Origin of the sequence: Pseudomonas sp. DWP3-1-2, assembly GCF_049896285.1 — a bacterium.
In the GTDB taxonomy this organism is placed as follows: domain Bacteria; phylum Pseudomonadota; class Gammaproteobacteria; order Pseudomonadales; family Pseudomonadaceae; genus Aquipseudomonas.
Genome location: NZ_JAFCTZ010000002.1, coordinates 630,759 through 652,581, shown reverse-complemented (window position 1 = coordinate 652,581; position 21,823 = coordinate 630,759). Strand labels below are relative to the sequence as shown.

The window sequence follows — 21,823 nt, the reverse complement described above, 5'->3', positions numbered from 1 at the left end:
AACCGCTTATGTTTGATGATCTGGATTACAGCCAACCTTACGCATCGGCCCGCTCGCCGGTGATGGGCAACAACATGGTCGCCTGCTCCCAGCCCTTGGCGGCACAGGCCGGGCTGGACATGCTGCGCCGTGGCGGCAATGCGGTTGACGCGGTTATTGCGGCGGCCATGGTCTTGACGGTGGTCGAGCCCACCGGTTGCGGGATCGGCAGCGATGCGTTCGCCATTGTCTGGGACGGCACCACACTGCAAGGCCTGAACGCATCCGGCCGTGCCCCGCAAGCCTGGACGCCCGAGCACTTCGCCGGGCAAAGCGAAATGCCCCAACGGGGCTGGGGCGCGGTGACGGTGCCGGGTGCAGTGTCGGCCTGGGTTGCGTTGTCCGAGCGTTACGGCAAGCTGCCCTTCGCCACCCTTGCCGAACCCGCCATCGGCTATGCCCGGGACGGTTATCAGGTCACGCCGATCATTGCTGAGTTGTGGAAACGCGGCTCGAAGTTACTCCAGTCGCAGCCCGGTTTCGCCGAGTGTTTCATGCCCGACGGCAAGGCCCCGCTGGCAGGCGAGAAGATCACCCTCAAAGACCACGCCCGCACCCTGGAACTGATTGCCCAGACCCAAGGCGAAGCTTTCTATCGTGGTGAGCTGGCCGAGGCGATCATTGCCCATGCCAACGCCAACGGCAGCGTCATGAGCCTGGATGACCTGGCAAGCCACAGCGTGGACTGGATCGAAACCCTCTCTGTGCCTTACGCCGGGGCGGTGGTGCATGAGCTGCCACCCAACGGCCAGGGCATCGCCACGCTGGCAGGCCTGACGCTGCTTGAAACGCTGGGCGTCGGCGAGCATCCGGTGGACAGCCTGGAAACCGTGCATCCCGTGCTGGAAGCCATGAAGCTGGCGCTGGCAGACCTGGACGAACACGTCGCTGACAGTGAGCACATGCGTGTGGCTTCAGAACATCTGCTGGACCCGGTCTACCTGAAGGAACGCGCAGGGCTGATCACCGAACACGCCGCCAATCCCGGCCACGGCTCGCCGAAAGCGGGAGGGACGGTGTACCTGTGCGCCGCCGATGAAAGCGGCATGATGGTGTCGTTCATCCAGTCCAACTACATGGGCTTCGGCTCCGGTGTCGTGGTGCCAGGCACCGGCATCAGCCTGCAGAACCGTGGTGCCGGGTTCTCCCTGGACCCGCAGCACGTCAACGTCGTCGCACCGCGCAAACGTCCGTTCCACACCATCATTCCAGGCTTCGTGATGAACGCCGACGGCACGCCATTGATGGCGTTCGGCCTGATGGGCGGGCCGATGCAGGCACAGGGGCACTTGCAAATGATGATGCGCATCCTGCGTTACAAGCAGAACCCGCAGGCCGCCGCCGATGCGCCGCGCTGGAGAATCGAGTCTGGCCTGAAAGTCGCCGTGGAGCGGGCCTTCGACCCGGAGGTTGTTGAAACCTTGCGTGCCAAGGGTCACGACATTGACGTCGAAGACCCCAGCGGCGTATTCGCTTTCGGCGGCGCACAAATCATCCAGCGTACAGCCCACGGCTATGTCGGCGGAACTGATCCGAGAAAGGATGGATTGGTGGCCGCTTATTGATCAGTAACTTCGATTCTTGCGCGCAGGTCTATTAACGCCTGCGCGCAGACTTTTTACACCAAACGTTAAATATATAACTTAATCTCCATCAAACTTCAGAAAACTCCCACATGAAATAAAGATAGTTATATCCAGAAACCATTAACCCCGCCACTGAAATGGATTAACAGCAGAAGCCTGTATAGCATCGCCAGTGCTTGTTTATTGACTTCGGTGACAACCCATGACACTTACAAAAACCGTGTTCACTGTACTTACTCCTCTGACACTCGCTCTACCCTTGCCTGTCCATGCCAGCCAGACCACCACTTGCACGAAAACCGACACAAAACAAATAGCGCAGTTGTTTGATCGGTGGAACACGGCGGTGAAATCCAGTGACCCAGAGGCGGTGGCGGCGCAGTACACCCGCGATGCCGTGTTGCTGCCCACCTTGTCCAATCAACTGCGTCTGGATGAAGCAGCGCGCATTGACTACTTCACGTTCTTTCTGGATAAAAAACCTGAAGGCAAGATCGACAGCCGTCGTATTCAGATTGGCTGCAACAGCGCCATCGACACAGGTCTCTATACCTTTACCTTCGCGGACAAGTCGACAGCTCAGGCCCGCTATACCTTTACCTACGCATGGTTAAACGGTAAATGGCTGATCACTTCCCACCACTCATCGCTCATGCCGGAAACGGTCACGGACTAACCTTCAGGAAATAATACTTCAGTAGGTGCCTGCGCCTTCAGACAGGCGTTCGTCGCCCATCGACAGGTAAACCCCATCACGTGCATGCTCATGCTCCGAACGACTGGCAAGGACAATCGGTTAATGGACTATCAACTACGCGACGCCCATGAGGACGATGCAGAGGCCGTGAGCAAGGTGATCTTGCAAGCGCTGCGCGAGACCAACGCTCAGGATTACCCGCCCGCCATCATTGCGCAGGTCCAGCACAGCTTCAGCCCGCAAGCCGTTGCGGCCCTGATCCGTCAGCGTCAGGTGTTTGTCGCACTGGCGGGGGACCGGGTGGTCGGCACCGCCAGCCTGGACGCCAACGTGGTGCGCACAGTGTTCGTGACGCCCGACCTTCATGGTCAAGGCATTGGCCGCCTGCTGATGAGCCGGGTTGAACAGGTCGCGCGTAAGGGAGGGATTGAAGTCCTGACTGTTCCGTCGTCGGTCACGGCGGAACAGTTTTACGTGAAGCTGGGTTTCAAGGTGGTGCGCGAAAACTATCACGGCGAGGAACGCACCCTCATCATGGAGCGCTCGCTGCTATCGCGCTGAATTCACTGCAGCAACGAATAGGCCAGCGCCGAGATAGACACCAGACCCACCACCACCACGAACACGTTGGAAACCTTGCCCGCGTACTGACGCATGGCCGGGACTTTATGGATCGCGTACATCGGCATCAGGAACAACAATGCCGTGATGACAGGGCCACCCAGGGTTTCGATCATGCCCAGAATGCTCGGGTTAAGCGTGGCAACCGCCCAGCACACCACCAGCATCAGCGCAGCGGTCATGCGATCCAGCAGCAAGGGTGCGGGGCGATAACCGGTTTTCATCACCAACCCTTTCAAGCCTTCGCTGGCACCGATGTAATGCCCCAGAAACGACTTGGCAATCGCTACAAAGGCAATCAACGGTGCCATGAAGGCGATGGTCGGATTACTGAAGTGATTGGCGAGGTAGGACAGGATCGACAGGTTCTGCACCTTGGCCTCGGCCAGTTGCGCCGGTGACAGCGTCAGCACGCAACTGAACACAAAAAACAGCACCATGACCACCATCAAGCCGTGGGCGCGGGCGAGGATCTGCGAGCTGCGGCCCTCAGCCTGATCGCCATAGCGGCGCTTCTGGTCCACGGCAAACGCCGAAATGATCGGGGTGTGGTTGAAGGAAAACACCATCACCGGAATGGCCAGCCAGAAGGTGTGCAGAAACGCCGAAGGTTCCGGCAGGGTAGTGGCTGTTTCGAGAATACCGCCGGTCCAGTGGGGGATCAGGAAGACAGAGAGGAACAGCAACGCCACGATGAAGGGATACACCATCAGGCTCATGGCCTTGACGATCACCCGCTCACCGCAACGCACCACGGCCAACAGACCGAGGATCAAGACGAACGCCAGCAGCGCACGCGGCGGCGGTTGTATATGCAGTTGGTGTTCGAGAAAGCTTCCCACGGTGTTGGTCAGCGCAACGCTGTAGATCAGCAGGATCGGAAACACCGCGAAGAAATACAGCAGCGTGATCAACGCGCCGGCCCCCTTGCCGAAATGTTGCTCGACCACTTCGGTGATGTCCGCCCCTTCGCGCCCGGACAGCACGAAACGGGTCAACCCCCGGTGCGCGTAGAAGGTCATGGGAAAAGCCAGCAGCGCGAGGATGATCAGCGGCCAGAAGCCGCCAATGCCTGCGTTGATGGGCAAAAACAGGGTGCCCGCGCCGATGGCGGTGCCGAACAAGCCGAGCATCCAGGTTGTGTCATGGCGGTTCCATGAAGCAATGCTGGCGGGGGCCGTATCGAAACGTTGTTCGACGCTATTGGCCTGATCATTCATCCGGTCGAATCTCCGTTGCCGGTTAATACAACAAGGCGGGGGCGCATCGAAAAACCTGGCAGTTCAACGTCCCCCTCGAAACAGGGGCGCGATTGTCCGGGATCGGGCTTGAAAATCAAAGGGTTGTCGGACGAGAAGGTGTTGATCAGGATCAGTCTTACCTGAAACTCAGAAGGCGAGCACACCCAAGGGTCGGGTAGCAACGGCGCTGCTCACACCGTTTTGCAGGCTCCTGAGCAGGCGGTGCGGGACTGCCTTAGCCGGGAGAGCCCCTGTGCAACGAACCGGAGGCGTCGCCGCCGCCATTGCTCATTCAAGAATCGACGTCACATCCAGCCCAGCCACTCCCAGTAGGTGGCGGCGAACAGCAGCATCAGCAAGTAGCCGATGATTGTCACCGGTAGGCCGACACGGGCGAACTGCCGTGCGGTAAAGGTTTCCGTGCCCAGACACACCATGTTCTGCGGCGCGTTGATCGGCAGGATAAACCCGTAACTCACGACAAAACCCAGCAGCATGGTCATGCCCAGCCGATTGAAATCACCCGGCAGGGTTTGCAGCACCGCGATGAGAATCGGCAGCATGGCCGAGGTCAACGCGGTGGCGCTGGCGAACCCCAGGTGAATCAGGATCAGGAATGCGCCGAGAATGGCAAAAACACCCAGCGGACCGACCTGGTCCAGCCCGGTATTGGCCACGACCTGCGCGCCCAGCCACTGGCCCGCGTGAGTCGTGAGCAATGCTGTTCCCAGGCTGATGCCGACGCCAAAGACAATCACCGTGCCCCAGGGAATGCGCGACTGCACATCCTTCCAGGTCATCACGCCCCAACGCGGCAGCAACAACAGCACCAGACCGGCATAAGTCGTGGACGTGGTGTCAAAATGGTGCAGCTTGCCTTCGGTGGCCCATAGCAACAGCAAGCCGATGGACACCGCCATCAAGCGTTTCTGCGCGCCGGTCATGGGGCCGATTTCAGCCAGGGATTTCTCAACGGCTTCCTTGCCGCCAGGGATGCTGTCGCTTTCGGGCGGCATCAGCTTGAGGACCAGCAGGATGAGCACGCCGGACATGATGATCGCCCAGGGCGCACCGGCGATCAGCCAGTCGAGCCAGGAAACCCGCGCACCGAGCATTTTCTCCATGAACCCGGCCGTCAGCAGGTTTTGCGCGGCGGCGGTTTGAATGCCGACGTTCCAGATGCTGGTGCCCTGAGCAACGATAATCATGATCCCGGCGGCGATGTTCGAGCGTTTATCGACGCCGAACGCCGCAATCACCCCCATCATGATCGGCACCACACAGGCACTGCGCGCCGTGGCGCTGGGCACCACGAGGCTGAGGAGGATCGTCACCACAATAGCGCCGAGCATGATGCGCCGGGTACTGGTGCCGACCCGTGCAAGAGTCACCAGGGCAATGCGTCGGTCCAGCCCGGTATGGGTCATGGCCGCCGCGATGAACAGCGCACCCGCCACCAGCGCCAGCGCCGAATTGGAAAAACCCGTCAACGCCATGCTGATCGCGGCGGATGACCCGTAAATAACGGTCGGATCCTGTAATGTCGGCGCGGTGCCAATCAGGAACGCGATGAGCGCGGTGATCATGATCGCGCTGGCTTCGTAGGAAACCGCTTCAGTGATCCATACCACAACGGCGAAAGCGAGGATCGCCAGCATTCGATGCCCGGCAACGGGCAGATCCGCGGGCAGCGGCAGCAATAAAACGCCAACCATCACCAACATGGCGATGGCCAGTCCGATGGGCAACTTGACCTTCGCGGGCGGTACTTCGGGCGTCGTCACAGTCGCATTCATGGTTTTTCCAGGGGTCCATCGAAATCGGCACGCATGGCTGACGCAATAGGCGCAGCCCGCTATCGCGCGCATCATGATGCAAGGCCGTCGGATACCCGTTGAGATGGATCAATACAACCGTTGGCGCCGGGGACAGAAGCTACTGGGGAACACTCGCCTGACAGAGAGGCATCCGCAGTTCCACACGCAAACCGTCCGGTTGGTTATCGAATGTCAGTGAACAACCGCAACGCTGGACAATGGCCTGCACGATCGCCAGCCCCAGTCCCGCACCTTCGCCCGTGTCCTGCCGCCAGAAGCGCTGCGTCACAAGGCTGAGGTTCTTCTGGGCAATGCCGCTGCCGTGATCCCGAACCTGAAAACAGGCCTGACTGGACGAAGTGCTCAAGGTCAGCTCAACCCGAGTGTGCGGGGGCGTGTGGCGCAAGGCGTTTTCCAGCAGATTGCGCAATGCAGCAATCGCCAGCACCGATGGCATGTCCAGCGCGGCTGTGGAGAGATCGGCCGACAGGTGCAGATCAATGCGCGACACATGCCCATGGCTGGCGTCGTGCATGGCCAGGCGTGCGACGTCTTCGGCGCTGCTTTGCACGCCATCATCGAACGACAGACTGCCCTCGACTCGCGCCAGTAACAGCAGTTGTTCAAGGGTACCGTGCAAGCGGTCCGCGCCCTCCTCGGCATGGGCCAGCGACCGGTCCCGGGTTTCGCCTTCGGTCATGCGCGCCACTTGCAGGTGGGTCTTGATGGCGGTCAACGGGCTGCGCAGCTCGTGGGCGGCATCGCCGGTCAGCCGGCGTTCCCGCTCCAGGGTTTGCGCAATGCGCTGAAACAGTTGGTTCTGGGTGTCCAGCAAGGGCTGCAGTTCACTGGGCATACCCGTGATATCCAGAGGCTCCAGCGAGTCGGCACTGCGTCGTTTCAAAGCGTCGCGCATGCGGTTAAGCGGCGCCAGGCCCTGACCGATACCCAGCCAAAGCAGACCAAGACTGCCCAGCAAGGCCACCGCCACCGGCACCGACGCGGCCAGCAGCACCGACTGTTCGAGGGTGTCGCGTTCGTCCTGACGATCAGCGGTTGTGACCCTCAGTTCACCGTGGGTCAGGGTGAAACTGCGCCAGCGTTCGCCATTGATGATCTGGTCGTGAAAGCCGCTGGCATGGGCGGCCAACGGCTCGTCCGGCGTGGCGTGACTGCGGGCCAGCACTTCGCCGCGCAATGAACTGACCTGACAGGCCAGCCCGCCGGGAATCCCCAATTGCTCGGCGCTCAGGGCGGCACCGTCACTGCGGGCGGGCACTGGCAATTGCTCCAGCAACCCGGACACCATACGCGCCGACGCCGCCAGACGTTGATCAAGGGACTCCATCATTTGTGCACGCAGATCACACAACATCCAGGCCGCCGCCAGCGTCCAGATCGCCACGAAGGCGGCGCCCAGCGTCAGGCTCAAACGCAATCGCAAGCTCATGGGCTGTCCTCCGGAGGCTGGTCCTTGCCAGCCGCGCCGAGTCGATAACCCAGGCCGCGCACGGTCTGCACAATATGGCTGCCCAACTTGCGACGCAGATGATGAATGTGCACGCTCAGGGCATTGCTTTCCACTTCATCGCTGAAACCGTAGATGCAATCCTTCAGTTGCTCGCCCGACAGCACGCGACCACGGGCGTGAAGCAGCGCATGCAACAGGGCCTGTTCGCGACGGGACAAATCCACCGGCTGGCCGGACAGAAATACCTGGCGGCTGCTGGGGTCATAACTCAGGCAGCCATGCTCGATGAGATTGACGCTACGCCCAGCCACCCGCCGAACCAGGGTGTGCAGCCGTGCGCTGAGCTCGCGCAAATCAAAGGGTTTGAGCAGGTAGTCATCGGCCCCGGCCTGAAGACCATCGACCCGATCGCTGACCGTATCCCGCGCCGTGAGGATCAATACCGGCAGCTCAACGCCTTCCTGGCGCAATCGCTTGAGCAACTTCAAGCCATCCTCATCGGGCAAGCCCAGATCAAGCACCAACACATCGAACTGCGCCGCCAACAACATAGCCCTTGCGGCTGCGCCAGTGGCCACGCGATCAACCGTCAGCCCTTGGGCATTCAGGCCCGCCACTATTCCGCTGGCGATCAGATCGTCGTCTTCACACAGTAATACATGCATGCTCTGGCTCGTGAAAATGGGCTATTGAAGCGGTTCAGGATTAAGGCAAGATTATGCCTTTGCGAGCAAGCCTGATGCGGCTAATGCGGTGCGTCGCCTTAACCATCACTTAATCCACCTGCCCCATCCTTGGCCCGACTGTAATCCCAAGGCCTTTTTATGCGTATTTTTCTGCTTCTGGTTTTTCTGCTACTGCCCGGGCTTTCCCAGGCACTGTCAGGTAGTGATCCCTTCAATCAACAGCCGCCATTTCTCCACGTTGACCAGGCGTTCACCCTGACCAGTGACCGCCTGGAATCCGGCGAAACGCGCCTGCACTGGCGCATCGCTGACGGCTATTACCTCTATAAACAGCGCATCAGCCTTGGCGGGCTAAAACCGGAAGATCAACCGGTGCTGCCTGAAGGTGAAGCCCACAGTGATGAGTTTTTCGGCGAGCAGCAGGTGTACCGCCACAGTCTCGAGTTACTGATCCCCGCCTCCGCCAGTGGCAACGTGAAACTGGGCTGGCAAGGCTGCGCCGACGCGGGCTTGTGCTATCCGCCGCAAAGCCGGTCGCTGGACATCGGCGGCACCGGTATCGAACAAAACGGGCTGCAAGCCGAAGATCAGGCATTGGCCAGCTCCCTTCAGCAACGCTCGTTAGGCTGGAGCCTGCTGATTTTCTTTGGTCTTGGCCTGCTCCTGGCGTTTGCACCCTGCTCGCTGCCCATGCTGCCCATTCTCGCTGGCGTGGTGGTCGGCGGCGGCGCCAGCCCACGGCGCGGTCTGGCCTTGGCGGGCAGTTATGTGCTGAGCATGGCGCTGGTTTACGCAGGGCTCGGGGTACTGGCGGCGTTGCTGGGCGGCAACCTGCAAGCGCTGTTGCAACAGCCGTGGCTCCTGGGCAGCTTTGCCGCGCTGTTCGTAGTGCTGGCGTTACCGATGTTCGGCTTTTTCGAACTGCAGCTGCCCGCCGCCCTGCGTGATCGCCTGGAAACTGCCAGCCGGGGCACACGGGGCGGCAGCCTGCTGGGAGCGAGTGTCCTGGGGGCGTTGTCCGGGTTGATGGTCGGCCCCTGCATGACTGCGCCACTGGCAGGCGCCTTGCTGTACATCGCACAAAGCGGCAATGCGTTGCATGGCGGCCTTGTGCTGTTCGTGATGGGCCTGGGCATAGGCTTGCCGCTGATGCTGCTGGTCACTGTCGGCAATCGTTTTCTGCCCAAACCCGGACCATGGATGGACGCGCTCAAGGGCGTATTCGGGTTCATGTTCCTGGCCACGGCGTTGTTCATGGCGCGGCCGCTGCTGGATGAGCCTGTGTGGGTCGCTGGCTGGGGCGCGCTTGGGCTCATCGCCGCTTGCAGCGCACTTGCGCTGACCCAACGAATGAACAGCGCCACCAAGGTTTTCCGCCCGATCGGCTTGATCCTCGGCCTGTGGGGCATGCTCCTGTTGGTGGGCGCAGCGGGCGGCGCCACCGACCCTTGGCAGCCGCTCAAGGTTTACAGTGCGGAGCGTGCCGAACAGGCCAATCTGGCCCACGATGCGTTTGTCACCGTCACGGAGCCGAGCGCCCTGCAAAACGAACTTGATACGGCCAAGGCCAGCGGACGCTGGGTACTGATCGATTACTACGCCGACTGGTGCGTGTCCTGCAAAGTCATGGAGAAACAGGTGTTCGCCAAATCCGAGGTATTGAATGCCCTGCAAGGCGTGCATCTGCTGCGCCTGGATGTGACCGCTGACACTCCCGCCAGCCGCGAACTGCTGGAACGCTACCAGGTGCCGGGGCCGCCGAGCCTGTTGTGGATCGGGCCTGAAGGCAACGAGCGACGTGACAGGCGCATGACGGGGCAAGTGAACGCCCAAACCTTTCTGCAACAGTGGCAAACGACGCGGGAGCGTGGGTGATGTTGAGTCTGTCTATCGGGCCTTTCGCCCTGGCCGTCGTTCACCTGCTGCTGATCGTCGCTCTCGTCCTGGCAACGCTGGTGGGCTGGCTGGCCTCACGGCGTACCGGCGCTAACCCTGAGTCGGCATTGTTCGGTCTGTTCCTGCTGGGTTTGCTGGCTGCCCGCGCCGGTTTTGTCATCGCGTACTGGCCGCAATACCGTGGGCAACCGTGGCAGGCGCTGGACATTCGCGACGGCGGTTTCCTGATCTGGCCGGGCGTGCTGGCGGTGATTCTGGGCGGGCTGCTGGTGGCTTGGCGACGTCGGGATTTGCGCCGCCCGCTAGGGCTTGGACTGGGCTGCGGGCTTTCGTTCTGGCTGCTTGCCACGCTGAGTCTGAATATCTATCAGCAAGGCGTGCGCCTGCCCGAACTGGCATTGCGCAACGCCGCCGGGGAGCCCGTGCAGTTGGCGGATTATAAGGGTCGCCCGTTGGTGATCAACCTGTGGGCGACCTGGTGCCCACCCTGCCGTCGGGAAATGCCGGTCCTGCAGGCGGCTCAATCCGAGCGCGACGACGTGGTGTTTCTGTTCGTCAATCAAGCCGAATCCCCCCAGACCGTGGCGCATTACCTGAGCGCACAAGGCTTGCAACTGAGCAACGTTCTGTTTGACGGCACCGGCCAACTGGCGCACCACGTCGGCTCCATGGCCCTGCCCACCACCGTTTTCTACAGTGCCGAGGGTCGCCTGATCGGCAGTCACCTCGGCGAACTTTCCCGTGCCAGCCTGACGCGCTACCTCGACAGTTTCCCGAGCACGGCCACATCTTCAAGGACACTTACACAATGACCTCGATTCGCTCCCTTTCGCTGCTCGCCCTGAGCCTGATCTCCCTGCAAAGCCCGCTGTTGCAGGCGCAAGAACTGCCCGCGCCCATCAAAGCCCTTGAAGCCAAAGGCGCGCGCATCATCGGCAGTTTCGATGCGCCGGACGGCTTGCGCGGATATGCCGCCGAATACCAGAAACAAGCCATAGCGCTGTATCTGACCGGTGATGGCAAGCATGTGCTGGCTGGCAACCTCTACGACGCACAAGGCAAGGACCTCAGCGAGGCGCCTCTGCAAAAGCTGGTGTATGAACCCATGGCCAAAGAGTTGTGGAGCGGGCTGGAAAAAAGCACCTGGATTGCCGACGGCAGCGCGGATGCCCCCAAAGTGGTTTACCTGTTCAGCGACGCCAATTGCCCGTACTGCAACATGTTCTGGCAGCAGGCACGCCCATGGGTCAAGGCTGGAAAAGTGCAACTGCGCCACATTATGGTCGGCATCATCCGCGAGGACAGCGCCGCCAAGGCGGCTGCCTTACTGGTCGACAAAGACCCACAAGCTGCGCTGAAAACCCATGAACAGGCTGGCAAAAGCAGCCAACTCAAACCCCTGAGCGACGTCCCCAAAGACATTCAGACTCGCCTGGACGCCAACCTGAAAATGATGACGGATCTGGGCCTTTCAGCGACGCCTTCGATCTTTTACCTCGATGCCCAGGGCCAACTGCAACAGCAGCAAGGCGCACCGCAAACGGCACAACTGGAAAAGATCCTGGGGCCTAAACCTTAAGGCGCGTTGCAAGTCATAACCGTCCGGGCACGCCGCAACGCTACGTGCCCGGGTCTGGTAGCGGGTCAATCCGAAGCTTCCAACTGCGCCATCAGGTCGCTCAGCCGATCCGCCCTCTCTTCAGTGATGGCGCAGCACTCCAGGCCGTGCACCAGAGTGTTGTGAAGTTCGAATACTCGATCGATGCGGCTCGGCGTAGCGCCGCAGCAACGCAGCAAGGGGCCTTCCTGCCCCTGGAGAAAGAACAGGCCGAAACCCGGCTTCCGAGCCGGCAAAAAGCCAGTACTGAAACATCCCGTTAGTTATTTTTCTCAATTGACAATAATTATCATCTAGCCTAATTTGTTGCCCGGTGTGCAGGGGGTTTCTCCTGCAAAGCTTCAGCTGCCCATTGCTGCAAGGTGATTTCCATGCCGGAACAACTATCCACAAGTACGTGCGATTCACCGTTACTCCAGGCGTTCGTAGAAAACCGCCTTATTCTGGTCAAGATCGCTGCCCGTATCACGGGCTGTCGATCCCGAGCCGAAGACGTCGTGCAGGATGCCTACTTCCGACTGCAATCCGCGCCACAGATCACTTCATCGATCAAGGCCCAACTGAGCTATCTGTTTCAGATCGTGCGCAACCTGGCCATCGATCACTACCGTAAGCTGGCTCTGGAGCAGAAGTACTCCGGCAGCGAGGAAGAAGGGCTGAATGTGGTCATCCATGGCGCATCTCCTGAAACATCGCATATCAATTTCACCACCCTGGAAACCATTGCCGATGCGCTGACAGAGCTGCCCAGCCGCACCCGGTATGCTTTCGAAATGTATCGCCTGCATGGCGTCCCCCAGAAGGACATCGCCAGGGAGCTGGGCGTATCGCCAACGCTGGTGAACTTCATGATCCGTGATGCCCTGGTTCATTGCCGCAAGGTTTCTCGTCAGGAGCCCCGCGCGATGCGTCGCTGACCGCTATCGGGCAGGTCACGCCTGTCCGCGCTGCACGCTTTTCGAGCAGGTATTCCTGGAACATAAATGAAGGCTGCAACGATTCGCGCATCCATGTGAAAATGTCGACCACCATTTTACGAGCCAAGTCGGGAGGCTCAACATGCGTTATGCGCAGGATCACAAAGCCCAAACTCACCAACGCATTCTTCAGGAAGCGTCGGCGCGCTTTCGTCGCGACGGCATTGGCGCAACGGGCCTGCAACCTCTCATGAAAGCCTTGGGGCTTACCCATGGGGGGTTTTACGCGCACTTCAAATCCAAAGACGACCTGGTGGAAAAAGCCCTGCGTTGTGCTGTGGATGAATGCATTGAGCGCACCGAACCCGTTTTCGCTCAAGAGCGAGCACTGGAAACGTTCGTCGATTTTTATCTGTCCGAAGGGCACCGCAACAACGCCGAACAGGGCTGCCCGCTGCCGACCATGTCCTGCGAACTGGGCCAGCGCGGCCAACCCAGCCCGATCACAGACGAATTCATTCAGACACGGCTGGCCTCGCTCAAAAATGTACTCCCCGGCCCTGATGCCGACGCCCAAAGCCTGGTGATAATGTCGACGCTGGTGGGGGCGCTGATGTTGTCACGCAGCGTGCAGGACCCGAAGCTGTCGGACCGGATCCTGGCCACGACCCGCGAATGGTTGAAAACACCCCCAGACCAGGCTTGATCACCCCCGCCAGCGGCGAAACAGTACGCTGGCGTTGACGCCGCCAAAGCCGAATCCGTTGGACAGGGCATATTCAATACCCATCGGCCGGGCGGCGCCATGGACGATATCCAGCCCCAGGGCGGCCTCATCAGGATTGTCGAAGTTAAGGGTCGCCGGTGCGACCTGATCGCGAATGGCCAGGGCGGTGAAGATCGCTTCTATCCCTCCCGCAGCGCCGAGCAAATGCCCCGTTGCCGACTTGGTCGACGTCACCGCGATGGATTGCGAGTCACCAAACACCGCCTTGATCGCCGACATTTCACCTCTATCCCCCACTGGCGTAGACGTGGCATGGGCGTTCAAATGCTGGATCTGACCAGGCTCAATCCCGGCCTGACGAATTGCCATCTGCATGGAGCGTCGGGCACCGTTGCCGTCCTCTGGGCCGGCTGTCAAATGGTATGCATCGGCACTGGTGCCGTAGCCCACCAATTCTACGAGCGGCGTGGCACCTCGGGCCAACGCGTGCTCCAGCGTTTCGATCACCAGTATCCCGGCCCCCTCGCCCATGACGAAGCCGTCGCGATCCCGATCGAAAGGTCGTGAAGCCCGCTCGGGCGTTTCGTTGAAACCGCTGGACAATGCCCGGGCCGCTGCGAATCCCGCGAGACTGACCCGGTCGATCGCCGCTTCTGCCCCACCGCAGATAGCAATGTCCGCTTCACCGCAGCGAATCATGCGCGCCGCATCACCGATGGCCTGAACCCCGGCCGCACAGGCGGTCACCGGCGCGCCCAACGGTCCTTTGAAGCCGTGGTGAATGGAGACGTGGCCTGCCGCAAGGTTGACCAGAAAGGAAGGAATCGTGAAAGGCGAAAGACGGCGTGGCCCTCGTGTGTCGGTCGTACGCACTGCCTCAGCGATGGACACAAACCCACCGATCCCCGAACCGATGATCGTTGCCGTGCGCTCCTGGGCTTCGGGCGTGTCCGGAGCCCATCCGGCCTGCGCCACAGCCTCTTTAGCCGCCGCAAGAGCGAACAGAATGAAGCGGTCCATTTTCTTCTGTTCTTTGGCAGGCACTGCCCAGTCGGCATCGAAGCCCGCTTCGGCATCATTTGCCAACAACGGTACGCGACCACCCACCTTGCCCGGCAAATCCGCCACGACATCCTCGCTCAACCTGACAATGCCGGATCGACCTGCCAGCAAACGCCGCCAGACGGCCTCGACGCCGCAACCCAAAGGCGTTACGAGGCCCATACCGGTGACTACTATTCGTGGACCCGTCATCAACTTGCTCTCCTGGTTTTCATTGAACGCTTCTACCTTTGTAGCGGGCCGCGGTGCGGCTGAAAGGCAGATTCGGGCCAAGTGCCAAAACGGACCTGATCCCGGGCAACCAGAATCGGATCATAGGCCCGCCTGGCTTGCCGATCTGCATAGATCGCTCCGATCTGCGGAGTGGTGGCTATCTCGATTTCTTGAGCCTCAGAGGCACCGCCATCAGATTACGATCATAATTCAATTCATTGTATGTTGACCGACATTCATCGTGTCAAGTGCCAAGGGTTGGCATAAGAAGGGAGACTGCATGGGGGTGACGATGCGCAAGAAAGACGGCCGATCATTGACCGGCCGGGGTGGACGTGATGTCAGGGTGTTATTGAACCACTAGCTTGTCGCGGTTTTTTTCCAGAATGGCTTTCCCGATACCTTTGACCTCGATGAGTTCGTCAATCGACGTGAACTCCCCGTTGGTCTGGCGGTAGGCAACAATCGCATTGGCCTTGCCCATGCCAATACCGGATAACTGCTTTTGAAGCGTCTCCGCATCGGCGGTATTGATATTGACCTTATCGGTCATCTGCTGCTCTGCGCTCGCCATCCTGGGTGCATCCATCATCGGAGCCTCCATCGATGAGGGAGTCATTGGCGCAGCCGTTACAGCAACTGAGGCACTGGTGAACAAAGCAAACAACAACGAGGACAGAAACGTTTTACGCATGAGCAGGCTCCATAACTTCATTAAATTACGCGACATTCCAACTGTCGCCCACTTAAATTAGTTCAGGCAGAAGAACTGTCAAAGGCTGCAACGGTATCTAATTATTACTTAATACGGAGGTAAACATAACTCACACATTATGAGTTGATTAATTAACTGTTACCCATCAAGACTCACTGCGGCGCTCCTGATATATCCAGTCAACAATTTCGCCGTCTGGCGAGTAACCGTTTACGGTCTCTCTCAACAGTTGTCTTACGGTGGTGTAGTCGTCCTCTTCAACGGCGGCAAGCAGCCTTGAGAGACGCACCTTCAAAACATCCCAGGACAGGTAATCTTCATGAGCACTCATGATCATCGGGTGTTCGGTAGACACTACGTTATCGCCAATCAGCAACTCTTCGTATAACTTCTCGCCTGGACGCAGCCCGGTAAACTCAATAGAAATATCGCCCTGCGGATTTTTCTCGGATCGAATACTCAGGCCTGATAAATGCACCATTTTCTCTGCCAGCTCGACGATCTTGACGGGTTCGCCCATGTCCAGGACAAACACGTCTCCGCCCTGCCCCATGGAACCCGCCTGGATAACCAACTGCGCAGCTTCCGGAATAGTCATGAAGTAGCGGGTAATTCTGGGATGCGTAACCGTCAAAGGCCCGCCGGACTGAATCTGCCGATGAAACAACGGGATTACGGAGCCCGAGGAGCCCAGGACATTGCCAAAACGAACCATGATGAAACGCGTCTTGTTGACCTGATACACATTGCCCTTGTCACCAAACATGACGGGAGCAGTTTCACGGCTCAGGGCTTGCAAGGTCAGTTCAGCCAGACGCTTGGTGCTTCCCATGATATTGGTTGGCCTGACGGCCTTGTCCGTGGAAATCAGAACAAAGTTCGCAACACCGGCCTGCAAAGCCGCCTGCGCCGTATTCAGCGTTCCCACGACATTGTTGATCACACCCTCGGCAATATTGTGCTCGACCATAGGCACATGCTTATAAGCTGCCGCATGGTAAACCGTCGTGACATGCCAGGTTTTCATGATATCCAGTAGCTTTGAATGGTTACGGACGGACCCCAGAATCGGCAGGAGCTTCACGGTAAGGGATTCGCGGGCAACACGCTGTTCAAGCTCGGACAGGATAGTGTAAAGATTGAATTCGCTGTGATCGAACAACAATAGCGTCGTCGGCCCCAGCAGTACTATCTGACGGCACAGTTCGGAACCGATTGACCCACCGGCTCCGGTTACCAATACGACCTGGCCTTTTATGCAGCGCTCCAGCAGATCCTCCTGGGCAGGCACAGAGTCACGCCCCAACAGGTCAGCGATGTCCACTTCCTGAAGATCGTCAACTTTGACACGGCCAGCCGCAAGGTCCATGAAGCCGGGAACGCTTCGTACATGCAGCGGGAAGCCTTCCAGATACCCCAGAACCTCGCGACGACGGCCACGGGTCGATGACGGAATCGCCAACAGTATTTCCTGCGCTCCGGTGACTTCAATCATTTGCTGTATATGCTTGGGTTTGTAAACCTGCAAACCGGAAATCACCCGATTGGAAATCGACTCGTCGTCATCGATAAACGCAACGGGACGCATAAGACGCCCCATCCGCAGCGCCGCGACAAGTTGATTGCCCGCTGCACCCGCGCCGTAGATGGCGACCTTGGGCAAGCCATCGTCGCGGTTGGTGAACGGCACATGCTGAGCGGCAGAGAACCAGTCGCCGAGAAAGTATTGGCGCATCGCCAGACGCAACCCGCCGATCATCACAAGGCTTAGCCACCAGTAATTGAACATGATCGACCGAGGCACTACGGGCTTATGGTTGCTGTAAAAATAAACGACACAGCCCAGAATAAGTGCTGAAAGGCTCACGGCCTTGATGATCGCTATCAAAGCATCATTGCCAAAATAACGCATGACAGCCCTGTACATGCCGAAGCGAATAAACAGGGGAATCGCGACAATCGGCGCGCTTATGAACAGCCAGGTATGTTTTTCCAACGGATTGACCAGATCTTCAATTCCGAGACGAACGACGAACGCCATCCAAAGCGCGAACCAGACCAACACGACGTCAGTTGCAACCTGAATCACCCGCTTTTGCCGGCGTGGCAATGCCACCAGAAAGTTCCGTAACCTGTTCATGACGCCTACCTGCACCTTTTGCTACCCCTCTTGCCTCGACACAACACACTGAGCTGCCAGGCAATACGGATGTATTTCAATTTATCTGAAAAATGAGTGACGCGTTGTCAATTGCTCTCAAGCGCACCCGCTCTGTATTTGACTGCCAGCACCAACAACGGGGCATACGCAATACAAACCCCTGATAGTCCGTCAATCCCGGACGTCGCTACCCACAACGCCACAGGGAGCAACCACAACACGTTGATCAGGCCCACCACCAGGGTTACGGGAAGATGCTGACCGTACTGCCGTGATGCGAACTGGTAAGCATGGCTGCGATGGGCTTCGTAAACCTTGTCCCCACGAAACAGACGCCGGATGAGCGTGAATGTCGCATCCACGATGAACACTCCCAGCAAAATCAGCCACACCCAAAAAAAACGGGGTGACGCCCAGCCAGCCTGCAGTGACGCCACGCCGAGCACGACGCCCAGAAACCCGCTACCGGCATCGCCCATGAAAATTTTGGCGGGCGGGAAATTCCAGACCAGAAAGCCCGCGACTGCAGCCGCCATAAGCATCGGCATCCAGATCAGTTCCGGAAAGCCGCACACCATGTAGATCAGGCTCACACCACAACATACGCTCAACGCTTCAATACTGGCGATCCCGTCAATGCCATCCATGAAGTTGTACAGATTGAGCATCCATACAAGATAGAAGGCTGCAAGAACATTGCCCACAAAACTCAAATTGATGTGCTGGCCAAAAACCTCCAGCGGTGCAAGGCCACCCAGCCAGAAAAGTGCCCACACTGCCGCAGCGAAATGCCCAAGCAGGCGCCAACGGGCAGCGATGTGACCGTGATCATCCATGAAACCGATCACCGCGACCAAAGCCCCCGAGCCCGCTACCGCTATGAGGCCAGGAACGGGCAACTTTTGTTGTATGCCCAGCAGCACCAGCGCCAGCAGGAATGTAACGACGATAGAAACACCGCCCCCCCTTGGCGTTGGCACCGAATGCGAACTACGCGCATTGGGCACGTCCATCAGACTTTGAGACAGCGCGTAACGGCGAAGAGCGGCCGTCAGTGTTAAAGATAAAAGAAATGCTGAGACAACCCACCACCACTCACTCATCGTTTTTGTGTTCCAGATAATATTGGGCCGTTTTTCTCATGGCCTCTTCGACACTGACCGGCGGAGTCCAGTCAAGCATCGTACAGGTTTTAGCTATATCGACCTGCAGCGAACCACAAAGCCGTTGTGAAAATGCTCGCTTGCCCAGCAGTGTTGCGACGGTAATCAGCCCCCACGCCGGGACGGGAACCAAACGCGGCGGTTTGCCCAAGGCTCTGGCCATCTGTTTCAGCAACTGCGTGGTGGACAAGTCTTCGCCGTCGCTGACCAGAAAGGTCTGATTGGCCGCAGCGGGGTGTTCGATACAGGTCGCAATCAAGTCCACCAGATTATCCAGCGCAACCAGGCTACGACGGTTATTGATTGCCCCCAGCGGCAGCGGTACCCCCTTGTCGAGCCAACGCATCATACTCAGAAAGTTAGCCTTGACGCCGGGACCGTAGACCAGCACTGGCCGGATGATTACAACTTCCATACCGGTGCGGGCGGCAAGTTCCCGTAGTCCTTGTTCGGCCTTGGTCTTCGAAACACCGTACGGATCACAAGGATCAGGAAGCTGATCTGCGACAAACGACTGACCTGCGGCTGTTGCTTCGCCGTTGACCTTGATTGAACTGATGAAAATGAAGCGCTTCACACCTGCCGCTGCAGCCTGTTGGGCGAGATTCAGCGTTCCGTCTACGTTGATGCGCAGATACTCGGCTTCGGGATCTGTCGAAGTATCGTTCATTACGTGGACGCGGGCGGCGGCGTGGATGATGACATCGGCATCTTTTACAAAGTGATCCCATTGCACATCTGGTTCGATTGATGTGATCCTGACAACTTCCAAAGCGTTAACTGGATCAACGTAATCACCACGTACAGCGACGCGCACCAAGAACTCGGAGTGGGTCGACAAATAACGCGCAACGGAACCGCCAACAAATCCTGTTGCTCCCGTTATCGCAATCAACGCTGTATTAGCCACCATCAGGTTACGCTCTGAAAATTTTACGGATACTTACCGACCACACCTGAAAACTCAATTGAAATATTCCACCAGTCGAGAATTTACCTTTACGGCGTCGAAACTGGCTTGGGCCATAGCATAACTAGCTAGCCCCATAGACTCGATCCGGTCCGGGTTCTCTATGAAATAAACCATCTTATCCACCAGATCAGGAACAGAGAATGGAGGAATGATAAATCCATTCTCCCCATCAACGACGGTGTCTCTACAGCCGGGAACATCAGTCGTAATGACCGGCCGCCCCATGGCCATTGCTTCCTGGGTGCTTCTGGGAACGCCCTCTCGATAGGAGGGCAAGACAAAGACACTGGATTGCTCCAGCCAACCACGCACGTCTTCGACATGACCAGGATGTATCACTACGCCATTACGGATAAGCTGTCCAAGCTCCCCACGGGACAATGCACCTGGATTGGCTTCGTCCAAATCTCCCAGCATGAAAAATTTGGCGGAGGGGTATCTGGATTTTACCAATCTCGCAGCCGCTACGTACTCACGAACACCTTTCTCGGCCAGAAGACGCCCCACAAAAATAAAACCGACCTTTCGCGACGGGGGTTTTGAATACAGGTACTTTTTCAGATCAAGCCCGATACCACCTAACACCTGTACCTTGCGAACTTTCAACTGGTAGCGATCTATCAAATCCTTGGGATCATCGTTATTCAGGAATATCAATTCATCCAAAAAAGGAAATGCCATTCGATACAACAGGACCTGAATGCGAATGACAATATATTTTTTTAGACCGGGTTTATCGGGGCAACAGGTAAACGCATAGCCAAGCCCTTCAAGCATGCCCATACGCTTTTTTACACCCGCCAGGACGGCAGCGAACGTTCCAAAAATGACCGGTTTGGAAAAATACGAGAACACCACATCCGGAGCAAGCGCCCTGATTTCCCCCGCAAGCCTGAAGGTATTAAACACATCGCTGAAGGGGTTCATTCCGCCCCTACTGAGTTGATAGTTGATAGGTAACGCCCCCAGATCACAAACCTGACGCCGGGTTTCCGGGCAATAATCACTCGCGAACGCATAAACGATATGCCCCTGCTGGACCAGCAGCGCAATCATATCTGCACGAAAACTCAACACGCAGGCGGCAGTTGTCCCAATTAATGCAACTTTCATATCAATTAATCTTTTCGTTCAAATCCTAGAGGCTTTTTTCTTTTGAACATGAATCAGCGCAACACAAAGAAAAATAGAAATGTAATTGAATATACGCAACCTCACTGCGGTTCCCATATTGTCATTGGCCAGCAACCAGATAGCCCCGTAGACAATGGAAAACACGCACAGAAACTTACTCAACTCATTAGCGTGCCGCCAATTTCGGCATACATAGATCAGACCCAGCAGTACCGGAGCACTCTCGAAAACAAAAAGAAACACGGCCTTAAAGCCATGAAAATACCAGCCAAACATCTGAACAGACAAACTCTGCAGGAGCGCAGGAACAAACCAGAATGGCGAGCCGAACACTATTCCAAGATTACTCCCCCCCCTGAGCTCCGCGCCAAATTTTGCTCGATAAATCATGATGTCACCCAGGAAGCCGGCCGCATAAAGAAGATTCAATCCAATGACGAACAAGCCACCCGCAACCCAAGCATTGAAATTGCGTGCTCCGAGCAACGGAATAGACACCAGGCTTACAATAAGGCTTACACCTAAATATGGACGCATAGAAGTCAACAGCGTACAAAAACCTAATATCCCCATCAACACCAAAAACTTCTCTAGAAAAAAATTCGACTCGTGAAGCTTTTGCAAACACAGCACAACAACTAAAAACCAACAACACATGACAACGTCACGGTAAATATCCAAAGAGTAATAAAAAAGCGTCGGATAAAGGCTGACAATCAACGCGATGTGCCAGTAATTTTTAAGATGATTCGCTTTATCCCTCACCACGATATTAGCTGCAAGAAGAGGGATAACCACAGCCCCCAGCGCACCCAGGAAAAATCTGATTACCTCACGAGAGTAAACCCCGCAATCATTGAGCCATCGCAAAAAACCGGCCCAAGAATTTAGGGCTATTTCGATCTCACCCAATGCATACTTGTGATAATAATCCGCATCATTCTCTTCTCCAAACACCACCAACCCATATTCAGATACGTAGAGCAAGACAACAGCCTTGGCTATAATGGTGAAAAAAAATAATAACCGTAAGAGGCGTGCGTCCGGAGACTTGAATATCAACCGTGATAATTTCATTAAATTAAG

General features: G+C 57.6%; 20 protein-coding genes. 8 read left to right on the top strand and 12 right to left on the bottom strand.

All coding sequences use genetic code 11. The annotated features are described in order from the left end of the window. Nucleotides 1-8: 8 nt before the first annotated feature. From ACP7B0_RS08865 to ACP7B0_RS08855, 3 genes are all read left to right on the top strand, one after another. Nucleotides 9-1,604: a gamma-glutamyltransferase family protein gene (locus ACP7B0_RS08865; RefSeq protein ID WP_426140831.1), complete on the top strand. Its 1,596-nt coding sequence runs from the start codon at nucleotides 9-11 to the stop codon at nucleotides 1,602-1,604. 223 nt (nucleotides 1,605-1,827) lie between these two features. Continuing rightward, nucleotides 1,828-2,301, top strand: coding sequence for an SgcJ/EcaC family oxidoreductase (locus ACP7B0_RS08860; RefSeq protein WP_426140830.1), 474 nt, complete (start codon nucleotides 1,828-1,830; stop codon nucleotides 2,299-2,301). A gap of 123 nt (nucleotides 2,302-2,424) precedes the next feature. Further along, complete coding sequence (locus ACP7B0_RS08855) at nucleotides 2,425-2,883, top strand: GNAT family N-acetyltransferase (RefSeq protein WP_426140877.1); 459 nt, start codon at nucleotides 2,425-2,427, stop codon at nucleotides 2,881-2,883. Between the two features lie 2 nt (nucleotides 2,884-2,885). On the opposite strand, the gene ACP7B0_RS08850 is transcribed toward ACP7B0_RS08855, so the two are convergent. The 4 genes from ACP7B0_RS08850 to ACP7B0_RS08835 all read right to left on the bottom strand — a co-directional run bounded on the left by ACP7B0_RS08850 (nucleotide 2,886) and on the right by ACP7B0_RS08835 (nucleotide 8,137). Beyond that, nucleotides 2,886-4,163 carry an aromatic amino acid transport family protein gene (locus ACP7B0_RS08850; RefSeq protein ID WP_426140829.1) on the bottom strand — a complete coding sequence of 426 codons (1,278 nt, stop codon included), beginning with the start codon at nucleotides 4,161-4,163 and terminating at the stop codon, nucleotides 2,886-2,888. Nucleotides 4,164-4,489: 326 nt separating this feature from the next. Continuing rightward, nucleotides 4,490-5,980 carry a DASS family sodium-coupled anion symporter gene (locus ACP7B0_RS08845; protein ID WP_426140827.1) on the bottom strand — a complete coding sequence of 497 codons (1,491 nt, stop codon included), beginning with the start codon at nucleotides 5,978-5,980 and terminating at the stop codon, nucleotides 4,490-4,492. Between the two features lie 139 nt (nucleotides 5,981-6,119). After that, on the bottom strand, nucleotides 6,120-7,451 hold the full coding sequence (locus tag ACP7B0_RS08840; RefSeq protein WP_426140825.1) for an ATP-binding protein: 1,332 nt from the start codon (nucleotides 7,449-7,451) through the stop codon (nucleotides 6,120-6,122). Continuing rightward, the gene (locus tag ACP7B0_RS08835) at nucleotides 7,448-8,137 is read right to left on the bottom strand and encodes a response regulator (protein ID WP_426140824.1); all 690 of its coding nucleotides are present in this window, start codon (nucleotides 8,135-8,137) and stop codon (nucleotides 7,448-7,450) included. Before ACP7B0_RS08835 ends, ACP7B0_RS08840 begins: the two co-directional genes overlap by 4 nt. A gap of 159 nt (nucleotides 8,138-8,296) precedes the next feature. Between ACP7B0_RS08835 and dsbD the strand changes: the two genes are divergently transcribed. From dsbD to dsbG, 3 genes are read left to right on the top strand one after another with little or no spacing between them, the layout of a single operon-like run. Next, on the top strand, nucleotides 8,297-10,033 hold the full coding sequence (dsbD, locus tag ACP7B0_RS08830) for a protein-disulfide reductase DsbD (protein ID WP_426140823.1): 1,737 nt from the start codon (nucleotides 8,297-8,299) through the stop codon (nucleotides 10,031-10,033). Further along, complete coding sequence (locus ACP7B0_RS08825) at nucleotides 10,033-10,866, top strand: prolipoprotein diacylglyceryl transferase family protein (RefSeq protein WP_426140822.1); 834 nt, start codon at nucleotides 10,033-10,035, stop codon at nucleotides 10,864-10,866. Before dsbD ends, ACP7B0_RS08825 begins: the two co-directional genes overlap by 1 nt. Beyond that, nucleotides 10,863-11,633: a thiol:disulfide interchange protein DsbG gene (gene dsbG, locus ACP7B0_RS08820; RefSeq protein ID WP_426140821.1), complete on the top strand. Its 771-nt coding sequence runs from the start codon at nucleotides 10,863-10,865 to the stop codon at nucleotides 11,631-11,633. The genes ACP7B0_RS08825 and dsbG overlap by 4 nt, the downstream gene beginning before the upstream one ends. Before the next feature lie 65 nt (nucleotides 11,634-11,698). Here dsbG and ACP7B0_RS08815 read toward each other — a convergent pair whose 3' ends face one another. Continuing rightward, the gene (locus tag ACP7B0_RS08815) at nucleotides 11,699-11,851 is read right to left on the bottom strand and encodes a hypothetical protein (protein WP_426140820.1); all 153 of its coding nucleotides are present in this window, start codon (nucleotides 11,849-11,851) and stop codon (nucleotides 11,699-11,701) included. Between the two features lie 192 nt (nucleotides 11,852-12,043). On the opposite strand from ACP7B0_RS08815, the gene ACP7B0_RS08810 reads away from it, so the two are divergent. Next, entirely contained in the window at nucleotides 12,044-12,589 is a 546-nt protein-coding gene (locus ACP7B0_RS08810; protein WP_426140819.1) for an RNA polymerase factor sigma-70, read from the top strand. Between the two features lie 142 nt (nucleotides 12,590-12,731). Then, a complete protein-coding gene (locus ACP7B0_RS08805) occupies nucleotides 12,732-13,295 on the top strand; it encodes a TetR/AcrR family transcriptional regulator (RefSeq protein ID WP_426140818.1) in 564 nt (187 codons plus the stop codon). On the opposite strand, the gene fabF is transcribed toward ACP7B0_RS08805, so the two are convergent. From fabF to ACP7B0_RS08770, 7 genes are all read right to left on the bottom strand, one after another. Next, nucleotides 13,296-14,570, bottom strand: a complete 1,275-nt coding sequence (gene fabF / locus ACP7B0_RS08800; protein ID WP_426140817.1) for a beta-ketoacyl-ACP synthase II — start codon at nucleotides 14,568-14,570, stop codon at nucleotides 13,296-13,298. It abuts the gene before it with no gap. Between the two features lie 370 nt (nucleotides 14,571-14,940). Next, a complete protein-coding gene (locus ACP7B0_RS08795; RefSeq protein ID WP_426140815.1) occupies nucleotides 14,941-15,285 on the bottom strand; it encodes a ComEA family DNA-binding protein in 345 nt (114 codons plus the stop codon). 166 nt (nucleotides 15,286-15,451) lie between these two features. Beyond that, a complete protein-coding gene (locus ACP7B0_RS08790; protein ID WP_426140814.1) occupies nucleotides 15,452-17,446 on the bottom strand; it encodes a polysaccharide biosynthesis protein in 1,995 nt (664 codons plus the stop codon). Nucleotides 17,447-17,553: 107 nt separating this feature from the next. Further along, a complete protein-coding gene (locus ACP7B0_RS08785; RefSeq protein ID WP_426140813.1) occupies nucleotides 17,554-18,570 on the bottom strand; it encodes an MraY family glycosyltransferase in 1,017 nt (338 codons plus the stop codon). Further along, nucleotides 18,563-19,543, bottom strand: a complete 981-nt coding sequence (locus tag ACP7B0_RS08780) for a UDP-glucose 4-epimerase family protein (protein ID WP_426140811.1) — start codon at nucleotides 19,541-19,543, stop codon at nucleotides 18,563-18,565. Before ACP7B0_RS08780 ends, ACP7B0_RS08785 begins: the two co-directional genes overlap by 8 nt. Before the next feature lie 51 nt (nucleotides 19,544-19,594). Beyond that, nucleotides 19,595-20,716 (bottom strand): glycosyltransferase family 4 protein, encoded by a 1,122-nt coding sequence (locus ACP7B0_RS08775; RefSeq protein ID WP_426140810.1) that lies wholly within the window; start codon nucleotides 20,714-20,716, stop codon nucleotides 19,595-19,597. An 18-nt stretch (nucleotides 20,717-20,734) separates the two neighbouring features. Continuing rightward, nucleotides 20,735-21,814, bottom strand: a complete 1,080-nt coding sequence (locus tag ACP7B0_RS08770; protein WP_426140809.1) for a hypothetical protein — start codon at nucleotides 21,812-21,814, stop codon at nucleotides 20,735-20,737. Nucleotides 21,815-21,823: the final 9 nt, after the last annotated feature.

What these genes read in the sequence shown, in the direction of transcription:
- ACP7B0_RS08865 (WP_426140831.1), top strand. Translation starts at nt 9, where the DNA reads ATGTTTGATGATCTGGATTACAGCCAACCTTACGCATCGGCCCGCTCG.
- ACP7B0_RS08835 (WP_426140824.1), bottom strand. Translation starts at nt 8,137, where the DNA reads ATGCATGTATTACTGTGTGAAGACGACGATCTGATCGCCAGCGGAATA.
- ACP7B0_RS08805 (WP_426140818.1), top strand. Translation starts at nt 12,732, where the DNA reads ATGCGTTATGCGCAGGATCACAAAGCCCAAACTCACCAACGCATTCTT.
- ACP7B0_RS08860 (WP_426140830.1), top strand. Translation starts at nt 1,828, where the DNA reads ATGACACTTACAAAAACCGTGTTCACTGTACTTACTCCTCTGACACTC.
- dsbD (WP_426140823.1), top strand. Translation starts at nt 8,297, where the DNA reads ATGCGTATTTTTCTGCTTCTGGTTTTTCTGCTACTGCCCGGGCTTTCC.
- ACP7B0_RS08810 (WP_426140819.1), top strand. Translation starts at nt 12,044, where the DNA reads ATGCCGGAACAACTATCCACAAGTACGTGCGATTCACCGTTACTCCAG.
- ACP7B0_RS08790 (WP_426140814.1), bottom strand. Translation starts at nt 17,446, where the DNA reads ATGAACAGGTTACGGAACTTTCTGGTGGCATTGCCACGCCGGCAAAAG.
- ACP7B0_RS08770 (WP_426140809.1), bottom strand. Translation starts at nt 21,814, where the DNA reads ATGAAATTATCACGGTTGATATTCAAGTCTCCGGACGCACGCCTCTTA.
- ACP7B0_RS08785 (WP_426140813.1), bottom strand. Translation starts at nt 18,570, where the DNA reads ATGAGTGAGTGGTGGTGGGTTGTCTCAGCATTTCTTTTATCTTTAACA.
- ACP7B0_RS08775 (WP_426140810.1), bottom strand. Translation starts at nt 20,716, where the DNA reads ATGAAAGTTGCATTAATTGGGACAACTGCCGCCTGCGTGTTGAGTTTT.
- ACP7B0_RS08855 (WP_426140877.1), top strand. Translation starts at nt 2,425, where the DNA reads ATGGACTATCAACTACGCGACGCCCATGAGGACGATGCAGAGGCCGTG.
- ACP7B0_RS08825 (WP_426140822.1), top strand. Translation starts at nt 10,033, where the DNA reads ATGTTGAGTCTGTCTATCGGGCCTTTCGCCCTGGCCGTCGTTCACCTG.
- ACP7B0_RS08840 (WP_426140825.1), bottom strand. Translation starts at nt 7,451, where the DNA reads ATGAGCTTGCGATTGCGTTTGAGCCTGACGCTGGGCGCCGCCTTCGTG.
- ACP7B0_RS08780 (WP_426140811.1), bottom strand. Translation starts at nt 19,543, where the DNA reads ATGGTGGCTAATACAGCGTTGATTGCGATAACGGGAGCAACAGGATTT.
- fabF (WP_426140817.1), bottom strand. Translation starts at nt 14,570, where the DNA reads ATGACGGGTCCACGAATAGTAGTCACCGGTATGGGCCTCGTAACGCCT.
- ACP7B0_RS08845 (WP_426140827.1), bottom strand. Translation starts at nt 5,980, where the DNA reads ATGAATGCGACTGTGACGACGCCCGAAGTACCGCCCGCGAAGGTCAAG.
- ACP7B0_RS08850 (WP_426140829.1), bottom strand. Translation starts at nt 4,163, where the DNA reads ATGAATGATCAGGCCAATAGCGTCGAACAACGTTTCGATACGGCCCCC.
- ACP7B0_RS08795 (WP_426140815.1), bottom strand. Translation starts at nt 15,285, where the DNA reads ATGCGTAAAACGTTTCTGTCCTCGTTGTTGTTTGCTTTGTTCACCAGT.
- dsbG (WP_426140821.1), top strand. Translation starts at nt 10,863, where the DNA reads ATGACCTCGATTCGCTCCCTTTCGCTGCTCGCCCTGAGCCTGATCTCC.